At 61.2% G+C, this 6,442-nt stretch carries 10 protein-coding genes; 7 read left to right on the forward strand and 3 right to left on the reverse strand.

Features of this window, described 5'->3' with window-relative positions; genetic code table 11:
- Position 1 precedes the first annotated feature (1 nt).
- From CXQ94_RS20570 to CXQ94_RS20585, 5 genes are all read left to right on the forward strand, one after another.
- Positions 2-661, forward strand: a complete 660-nt coding sequence (locus CXQ94_RS20570) for a helix-turn-helix transcriptional regulator (RefSeq protein ID WP_104092466.1) — start codon at positions 2-4, stop codon at positions 659-661.
- Between the two features lie 258 nt (positions 662-919).
- Positions 920-1,378, forward strand: a complete 459-nt coding sequence (locus tag CXQ94_RS20575) for a DUF6325 family protein (protein ID WP_104092467.1) — start codon at positions 920-922, stop codon at positions 1,376-1,378.
- A gap of 1 nt (position 1,379) precedes the next feature.
- Positions 1,380-1,532, forward strand: coding sequence for a hypothetical protein (locus tag CXQ94_RS22745; RefSeq protein ID WP_181034333.1), 153 nt, complete (start codon positions 1,380-1,382; stop codon positions 1,530-1,532).
- Between the two features lie 694 nt (positions 1,533-2,226).
- Complete coding sequence (locus CXQ94_RS22750) at positions 2,227-2,367, forward strand: hypothetical protein (protein ID WP_181034334.1); 141 nt, start codon at positions 2,227-2,229, stop codon at positions 2,365-2,367.
- 275 nt (positions 2,368-2,642) lie between these two features.
- The gene (locus CXQ94_RS20585; RefSeq protein WP_258067284.1) at positions 2,643-3,044 is read left to right on the forward strand and encodes an MmcQ/YjbR family DNA-binding protein; all 402 of its coding nucleotides are present in this window, start codon (positions 2,643-2,645) and stop codon (positions 3,042-3,044) included.
- A 153-nt stretch (positions 3,045-3,197) separates the two neighbouring features.
- Here the strand turns inward: CXQ94_RS20585 and CXQ94_RS20590 are convergent, their stop codons facing one another.
- Positions 3,198-3,623 carry a DUF2550 family protein gene (locus CXQ94_RS20590; RefSeq protein ID WP_104092469.1) on the reverse strand — a complete coding sequence of 142 codons (426 nt, stop codon included), beginning with the start codon at positions 3,621-3,623 and terminating at the stop codon, positions 3,198-3,200.
- A gap of 382 nt (positions 3,624-4,005) precedes the next feature.
- Between CXQ94_RS20590 and CXQ94_RS20595 the strand changes: the two genes are divergently transcribed.
- Positions 4,006-5,271 carry a sodium:proton antiporter gene (locus CXQ94_RS20595; RefSeq protein ID WP_181034335.1) on the forward strand — a complete coding sequence of 422 codons (1,266 nt, stop codon included), beginning with the start codon at positions 4,006-4,008 and terminating at the stop codon, positions 5,269-5,271.
- Here CXQ94_RS20595 and CXQ94_RS23280 read toward each other — a convergent pair.
- Complete coding sequence (locus CXQ94_RS23280) at positions 5,262-5,534, reverse strand: Clp protease N-terminal domain-containing protein (protein ID WP_306418923.1); 273 nt, start codon at positions 5,532-5,534, stop codon at positions 5,262-5,264. The genes CXQ94_RS20595 and CXQ94_RS23280 overlap by 10 nt on opposite strands.
- Here CXQ94_RS23280 and CXQ94_RS22755 point away from each other — a divergent pair.
- Positions 5,533-5,682, forward strand: a complete 150-nt coding sequence (locus CXQ94_RS22755; protein ID WP_181034336.1) for a hypothetical protein — start codon at positions 5,533-5,535, stop codon at positions 5,680-5,682. The two genes, CXQ94_RS23280 and CXQ94_RS22755, sit on opposite strands and share 2 nt — an antisense overlap.
- A 30-nt stretch (positions 5,683-5,712) precedes the next feature.
- Here the strand turns inward: CXQ94_RS22755 and CXQ94_RS20605 are convergent, their stop codons facing one another.
- A complete protein-coding gene (locus tag CXQ94_RS20605) occupies positions 5,713-6,258 on the reverse strand; it encodes a hypothetical protein (RefSeq protein ID WP_104092471.1) in 546 nt (181 codons plus the stop codon).
- Between the last annotated feature and the right edge of the window lie 184 nt (positions 6,259-6,442).

A 6,442-nucleotide genomic window follows, 5' to 3' on the forward strand; every position in this document is an offset into this window, starting at 1 on the left:
CGTGGCGGACCTGTTGTTGGCTGTGCGGGCACGAGAGCTGCGTCTCGACGGCTCCCCGGAGGCAGTGGTCCGAGCGCTGTCCGAACGGCCAAGCCACTCCAACTCGGCACTGTTCGAGTTGGGTGCTTCCAAGCTTTCATTGGGGCACTCGAGTGAGGCCCGCGAGGTCCAACAGTCGCTGGCCGAACTACCGGATGCCGACGACCCACTACCGAGAATCTGTAGGCTGCTCCTCGGCGCGTGGCTCTCAACGACCTTCGGCCGTACGGCGCAAACCGATTCACTCGTATTTCAGGCGCTGGGTGTGGCGGACCAATACAATTTGATTTCCGTGTTCAGCGACAACGGCCCTGAGATCACCACTCGAATCGCCGCTCTTGGCGCACCCTCGCTCCCTGCAATCGCCGGGACCGTGCTTCGTCAGGCGGCGGGCAGAACTCATACCCCAGTTCACAGTATGCCGACCGATCCACTTACCGAGCGCGAAATGGAGGTGCTAGTTCTTCCGCCGACCCGCTTCTCGAATAGAGAACTCGCCGCCCGCTACTTCGTCTCGGTCAACACAATCACGAGCCACATGGCGCAGAACTATCGCAAGTTGAAGGTCACGAACCGGAACGAGGCGATCAAGCGCGCCAACGAGTTCCGACTGCTCGAATAGCAAGCCCCTCGAGCCGTCTGCTTTTGAACGGGCTAGCTCATCCCGTGAGGGTGATGTCACCGAGTTCTGGCAGGAATATCTTTAGTGAAAGCAGTTTGGGAGAAACAGATCGGGAGAGGTCCTCATGAACGGGTCGGATTCTGCAGCGAGCGAATCGCTGCCCACTAAACCAATCGACATCAGCGCTCTAATCGTGCAGACGTCGCCGAGCGGCGTTCGGCCGCCAGCAACAACGAATCTCACAGCTGGAGGAAAGAAATGACGGATCACGACACCACTGTGGTGGGCCCAATCGATTTCATCATCGTCGAATTTCCGGCAGGGGAGTCGAACTTCAACGGCGAGATGATTGACGAACTCGGGAAACTGATGGACGCCAACACCATCCGTCTCATTGACGCGATAATTCTCGTCAAAAACGACGCTGGAGCCGTCGAAGCGCTTGAACTCAGCGAGGTTGACGCAGACGGGCCCCTCGCGGCGTTGGAGGCCGATCTTCGTGACTTCCTCGGCGAGGACGACCTGGGCAATCTTGCGGCCGCCATGGACCCTGGAACTATTGCTGGCGTGCTCGTCTACGAAAACGTGTGGGCAGGCCCGTTCGCCGCGGCCGCTCGGCGTGCCGGCGGCAAGCTTGTCGCCGACGGACGAATTCACACCCAAGACATTGCAGCGGCAATCGACGCTGAACGCGAACTCGAGAACTTAGGAGCATGAGATGAGACCAGGACGAGTTGGACGGGTAGGCGTAGTTCGAGCCCCAATCGCCAAGGCAGCGGTCGTCACGCGTGCCGTCACGCCCGGACCTGCCCCCGTGGCCAAGGCGGCGCTGGTGACCGCGGCCGTCACCCCACGACGCCGCAGGATCTAGAGACAATCAAGACTTCGGCGTCACGCGAAAGGTACTGTGATATGACCGGGAACCGAGAGAAACCCTGGTCGTATCCACGCCTCCGGCGGGGATACGTAACACCCGAACTCATCTCCGGAACCGTCCTTGTCAGTGTTGTAATAGCCGTCGCGGACGAAACCGGCGGCATCACTGACGTATTCGGAATCACAATCGCCAGTGTTCTCGTGTTCTGGGCCACCCAAGTCTTCGTCATAACAATCGCCCTCCAGGGGATGCGAGGCGATGATGCCCCAGTCCAGCTGAGTGCATCCCTAAACGCCGCCATTCGCCGCGCCAAGGGACTGCTCTTTGCAGCGGTTCGCCGTTGCTTTTCCTGTTGGTCGGACTGGTATTCGGTATCAACAAAGGAACAGTCGCATACTGGAGCGCCCTGTGGCTCGGGGTCGTTTTGTTAGCCATCCTCGGCTGGATAGCCTTTGCTGGTCGAGGGATCCCCTCGTACGCGCGCGTCCTCGGCTCCCTTGCGACCGCAGGTTTCGGGCTCTTGGCCATCGGCTTGAAGATCTTGGTCAGCTGAAGTTGCCAGCGCTGGAACCAACCAGTTCAACGCGAAGAGCCGTTTTGGGTATATGGCGGCCCGGCGCCCCGGGGCGTCGACCGGGCTCCTGACATCTCAGGTGCCGGCATTGACAGCGACAGCTGGCGCTTGTCGGTGATCTCGATCGCGGAATTCACGGCCACCGATTCCGGCACCCGAGTATCTACCGGCACCCTCCGCACCACCAACCCCCGCGACGCCTTCGCGGAAGCCCAAGCTCTTCCGCTCTTCCGCCTCAGTATCGAGTACAGGTAGTCTCTCGAAGACACCAGCGCCGCCCACCACCAGGTGGAGGCGGCCACACCGTCGGCAAGCTCGTTGTCATTCCCCAACTGGGTCGCTTGGGCAGCGCTGATCGTTCTTGAGCTGGTCCAGCGCAAACTTGAACGATCTTTGATCAAGGACGACGACGTGCCCGCGGGGAGTGTCGGGCCTTGAGGGCGTACTGTGCGTCCGCGACGTGCTCGAGGCCGCGCCACGGCGGTCATGCGGTCTGCGGCGGACACGGCGGACTGGCGAGCGAATGCTATGTGACGGAAGGAAATCTCATAAACGGTAAGAAGCTACAGAAGCGGGCGGCGGAACGGACGCAGGAGCTGCCCGGGGCGGAACTCACGCATCCGTTCGGCGTGGACTGGGACGTGTACCAGGTGCGCGGCAAAGTGTTCATGTTGCAGACCGTGCTGGCCGGGGTGCCGATCGTCATTCTCAAGGCGGCACCCGCAGACGGGCTCAGCGTCCGTACGGCGCGCGAGGACATCACGCCGGGCTGTCACATGAATAAGCGGCACTGGATCACCCGTCACCCCGATGGCGGTCTCGACGCCGCCTTCGTCGACGAGCTCGTCACCGAGTCCTACCTGCTTGTTTCGGAAAACATGCCCAAGAGGCAACGGCCTGTCGGCGCGGCCACCTTCGGTCAGCGCCTGTGACGCCCAGCGGCATCCGTATCATTCAGTTCGGGTGAATTTCGGAAAGCCGACGTTCTCGACAGAACGCACGTGGCTTGGCCTACATCCGCTGTATCGACAACGAGCCTTCAAAGGCCATTTTCCTCGACGGTCTCGCGCGGCTGACCTCAGCCCTCAACTGAATGGGTTGTCACCCGCGGTTTGGAACGTTCCGAGGGCGAGCGGGACCTGCTCTGCCGGGACAGCAAGCTCGAAGGCGGCCTGACCTGATTCGAAGCGGACAGCGACCGGATGGTCGCCGAGCCGTTTCACCTCGCTCGCTGTTAGTGGACGCTGGTCCGACGCACGGTCGACAGCTAACATCTCATTCCTGAACAGCAACGGCCCCTTGCTCCAGACAAGAACGTCGCGCACCCACCTGCCGGACCCACGCTTCCATTTAGTCGGCAGACCGTGAATCTCGCCCTTAACCACCCGAATCGCTCCGGAGAACTCGCCCGGCTGACCCTTCAGCCAGCGCCTGCGAGTGAATATCAATGCCACCAGGGCAACAACCACGATCAGGTCGACACCGAGGACTACAAGCAGGGCGATCAGCACAAGAACACCTCCGAATCAGACGCCGAATTATCCGAACTCGTCGCGCCTCCATAGACATCTTCGTACGTGCGCTGGCGTAAGGCGTCATCCGGATGGGATGAAACTCTTACAGAAGCGCCGTGCTCGCGAGGGCTTCAATGGCGCGCAGGTCCCGGCTACGTTGATCGCAAAATCGCACGAATCTGCTAGAGCGCACCGAAGCACCCGGCGCGTCACCCTGCCGGGATGATTCGTTCCCGGATGAGCACCAGCTCGAAGCTTCGGCCACAGGCCATCCCGCCGGGGTGACGTAGGTGGAATTGTGGGCGCCTACGCTTAACGAAAAGACGGTCGGATGACGCGCTCAAGCCTTGCGTTACCGGCGCCGCAGAGAGGACAGCTCATGACAGCATCGACGCTCGGCGTGCTGATGCTCCTTGTTCTCGGCTGGGCCGTCATCTCGGAGCGTCTGGCTCGGTGGAACATCACGGCACCACTGGTGTTCACCTTGACCGGTTTCCTGCTCGCGAACCCCAGCTGGGGAGTGCTGCCCCTCGATGTTGAGGCTCCGCAAGTGCATCTTCTCGCCGAGTTGACGCTCGCCCTGCTCCTATTTTCCGATGCCGCGCGAGTTGATATGACATTACTACGACGAAATCTCCGAGTGCCCGGTCGGCTACTTGGCATCGGGCTACCCCTGTCAGTGATTCTCGGCTCGCTCGCTGCGGCCCTGTTGTTCAATGACTTCACCTGGGCACTCGCCGGATTCATCGGCGCGGCCCTGGCACCAACCGACGCGGCCCTCAGCGCACAAGTCATCAACGACGCACGGATCCCGATGCGGGTCCGCCTCGCACTCAACGTCGAAAGTGGCCTCAACGACGGCATCGTCACCCCGGTAGTCGTGTTCATGCTCTCGGTCGCCGCGGACCAACTTGGGGTGACCGACAGCGACCACGACGCAACCGTCATCAGGCCTTTGCTCGAGCTGGGCATCGGAATCGTAGTAGGGGCTGTGATCGGGCTGGGTAGCGCCAAGCTCATCGCCCTCGGATCTCGTCGCCGCTGGATGCTTTCCGGTGGTCGGCGCTTGGCCGCCTTGACCGTTCCGCTCAGCAGCTTTGCTCTCGCGGTAACGGTCGGCGGCAACGGATTCATCGCTGCTTTCGTCGCTGGAATCGCCTTCGGCGCCGCATTGCCACGTGACATGGCCGACCGGGACAAGGTCAGTGAACTCCCGGAGCTGGTGGGCGAGGTGCTCTCATTCGGGGTGTGGTTCATCTTCGGTGCCGCGCTCGTACCGATCGCGTTCGAGTACTTCAGCGGATGGACCTTGGTTTACGCCGCTGTAAGTCTCACCCTCGTGCGCCTTCTCCCCGTCGCACTGGCCCTTCTCGGAGCTCGGCAAGACGGGGCGACAGTGCTGTTCATAGGGTGGTTCGGGCCGCGTGGCCTAGCCTCTGTCGTATTCGCGCTGCTCGCGGTCGAAGAGCTCGGACAGTCCGAAATTGTCGGTCAAGCGGTATCGGTTGTGACGTTCACGGTCTTACTGAGCGTGATCCTGCACGGGATGTCGGCCGGCCCGCTGGGCAGTCGCTACGCCCGCCAACACGGCGACAATGCGAAGGCCGACGGCGGCCCTCGAGCGCGCCGACAGATTCATCGCTGATGTCTCTTACGGGTGAACGGCAACGATTTTGAGGTGTCTTGCGGACCAGCGGAGGCGAAACTCATTATCGCATCACGCACTTCATCCGGCCAGACGCCCAGCGCCGTCTGCACCGCGTCCGGATATGCGTGCAAAAGCCCCAATAGTAGATGCTCGGGACCGATGTACGAGTCATGCATCATTGCCCTTGACTCTTCCTGAGCCATGACCACCGCCCGCCGGGCACCGTCGGTGTAGTTCTGAGACATCTTCGAACCGGTCATGCCCCAAAGCGTAGTCTTCGCGGCGCGCCGGCACCATGGGCGCGCCTCCCCGGAGGAGGATGTCCTGACCCCGCCGCTAATCGAGCTGCGGCCGGGTCAGGCGTTCCCGCTGACGGTTCCGCCTACGGGCAGACTTGGCAGCTGCTGAGATCGAAGGCCGGTGCGAACACCGGCGCTGCTACTCCGTCAGGCGTGCTTCGTAAGCTGCATTCCGCGATACATGGCTGAAACCGAGCTGCAGTAGAGGGAATGGTTTGGTGTAGCAGTACATCTCTACACCCGTTCCGTCTACTTCCCAATATGAGGTCGCCTCGTCGAATGGGCCGACAGTTGCGTCCGCTGGCTGTCCATACCGAGAAAGGAGCTGGGAGTAGATGAATCGATATCCGAGGACCGCACCCGTGTCATGGCTATCTCGTACGTCGTAAACAAAGAAGCCAATGGAGAAAAGCTCGCCTTTGTACGACGACCAAGACGCGTCGGTGACAGCCAAGCCAGCACTGAGGAGTTCGCCTCCTAGGTCTGCCTCAGAATCAGGGCCCGGTGAGTAGCCGTACCCCTTGTGGAACCCCTCTTGGCCTTCACCCTGGTGAAATCCCAGCCGCAGAAGATAGTCGGCTTGATCGTCGTCTCTGTCGGGCCAACCCGATGTCACGATTTCGTCGATCAAAGCCACGAGCTTCCCCGGGCTTGGCACAAGATTCATATTCACGGCTTCGTCCATGCGCTCACGATACTTGTCGGACCGGCACGTGCAATAGTGAATATTCGAAACGAAAACAGTGCTTCCCTCGCAATGGGCTTGCACTCACGGCAACCGTCCCAGATAGCGTTCCCCTGCGAGACAGCCGGGCGCTTCCTCTTCACTTCCGAGATCCAAGGTCTAGCGCCCCGGAAGTCGACCGGCT

Origin of the sequence: Arthrobacter sp. GMC3 (genome assembly GCF_002929305.1) — a bacterium.
Classification (GTDB): Bacteria; Actinomycetota; Actinomycetes; order Actinomycetales; family Micrococcaceae; genus Specibacter.

Excerpts from the sequence above, each read along its gene's own strand:
- CXQ94_RS20575 (WP_104092467.1), top strand. The coding sequence starts at position 920 with ATGACGGATCACGACACCACTGTGGTGGGCCCAATCGATTTCATCATC.
- CXQ94_RS22745 (WP_181034333.1), top strand. The coding sequence starts at position 1,380 with ATGAGACCAGGACGAGTTGGACGGGTAGGCGTAGTTCGAGCCCCAATC.
- CXQ94_RS20595 (WP_181034335.1), top strand. The coding sequence starts at position 4,006 with ATGACAGCATCGACGCTCGGCGTGCTGATGCTCCTTGTTCTCGGCTGG.
- CXQ94_RS22755 (WP_181034336.1), top strand. The coding sequence starts at position 5,533 with ATGCCCCAAAGCGTAGTCTTCGCGGCGCGCCGGCACCATGGGCGCGCC.
- CXQ94_RS23280 (WP_306418923.1), bottom strand. The coding sequence starts at position 5,534 with ATGACCGGTTCGAAGATGTCTCAGAACTACACCGACGGTGCCCGGCGG.
- CXQ94_RS20605 (WP_104092471.1), bottom strand. The coding sequence starts at position 6,258 with ATGGACGAAGCCGTGAATATGAATCTTGTGCCAAGCCCGGGGAAGCTC.